The 1595-nt window shown below is 35.5% G+C and carries 2 protein-coding genes; both read right to left on the reverse strand.

Translation table 11 applies throughout. The features are described from left to right. Nucleotides 1-96: 96 nt before the first annotated feature. Complete coding sequence (locus tag AC1DRF_RS26980) at nt 97-1368, reverse strand: MFS transporter (protein ID WP_477742190.1); 1272 nt, start codon at nt 1366-1368, stop codon at nt 97-99. 23 nt (nt 1369-1391) lie between these two features. Next, nucleotides 1392-1595 (reverse strand): GNAT family N-acetyltransferase (locus AC1DRF_RS26985; RefSeq protein WP_477742191.1); only part of this gene is annotated, 204 nt, incomplete at its 5' end.

Below are 1595 nucleotides of genomic sequence, written 5' to 3' on the forward strand. Positions count from 1 at the left end.
CTGTAAGAAAGCGACTTCTTGTCGCACCATAATGTTTCTTATAGGTAATCATAATAAATAAAAGAGGTAAGCCGTTAATGAAGGCTTACCTTTTTATTAATCTTGTAGCTGTTCGTGAGTATCTATTTTCTCTTTTTGCGTAACTTTATGAGGTTCAGGGAGTAACAAGTTTAAAATGGCTGCTCCTGCTAAGATCATAATTGAGACATAAAAAGAAATATTATAACTACCTGTTTGGTTATAAAATAAGCCTGGTAAATAAGCTCCCAATGCCGATCCTATTTGATGGCTAAGGAATAACCACCCTAAAATAAACCCAATGGAGTATTCTTTAAAATATTGAGTAGCTAGTAATTGAGTTGGAGCTACAGTTGCAAAGTCAACTAATCCAAATAATACTGCAAAAATAAGCAATAATGCAGAATTATGACTGTACAAGAGAATACAAATAGACATCGCCCTCATTCCATATAAAAGAAATAACATTTTGCGACTACTCCAGCGATCAGCCACAACACCAGATAGTAAAATACCTATAATATTAAACCCAGCAAGTATACTTACTGCAGCACTAGTAACACTTGTTGAGAATCCATGATCATGTGAAAAAGGAATAAGGTGCGTATCCATTAATCCTGTAGTAGTGAAACCACAAATAGCAAAAGGTAAGATTAAAAACCAAAACTCTCTTTTTAGAAAGACATTCCATATTGAAGCGTTTATATTTAAAGCTTTTTTTTCGACTGTACCTTCTTCTACGATTTCACCCCCAATAGGAACTAAACCTTTCTCTTTAGGATGATTCCGTAAAAATAAAAGGACGATAGGAAAGACAATAAGCACTAAAAAGGCGCCTAATATAACAACTGTCATTTTCCAATTAAGCCAATGAATTAACATAAGAGATCCTGGGACAAGAAGCATTTGTCCAGCACCAAATCCAGCTTCCATAATCCCAAACGCAAGTCCACGTTTTTCGTTAAACCAATTGGTCACAACCACCGTTGCGGCTACATTGGAGGCTCCTCCCACGCCGAGAGAAACCATAATTCCGTAAAGAAAGAATAATTGCCAGGGGTGAGTTACAAAAGATGTGAGAAAAATACTTATACCTACTAGAAAAGTACTAAAGGATAAAATGAGCCGAGCACCCAACTTATCTACCAGTCTTCCAATGAGTGGTTGAGACAGCCCATAGATAATAAAACTCAATGTTGAGATAAGAGAAATGGTTCCTCTATCCATTGAGAAATCTGTTTCCCAAGGTTCAACAAAAGCTCCAAATGAAAGCCGAACACCTTGAACGGCTAAAAAAGTCAAAAATGTAACAAAAACAATAATCCAAGCGTAATGAAATGTTCTTTTCATATATTCCCCTCAACTAAAAGTGATTATTTTTTTCTTAGCTCTAAATCCCAGCGTTCTTCTATTAAAGTAGCTCCCCACAAGGATTTTTTCTCTTGTACTTCCATTATTTCAAACCCAAACTTTTTATATAGTGGTCTAGCTGTAACCATATCACTAACGGTCCAAAGAAAAAGGCGTTCATAATCAAGTTCTTTACAGTATTGAACTAGAGAGTTAATAAGTTGACT

It is taken from the genome of Priestia sp. P5_B4, assembly GCF_056400385.1.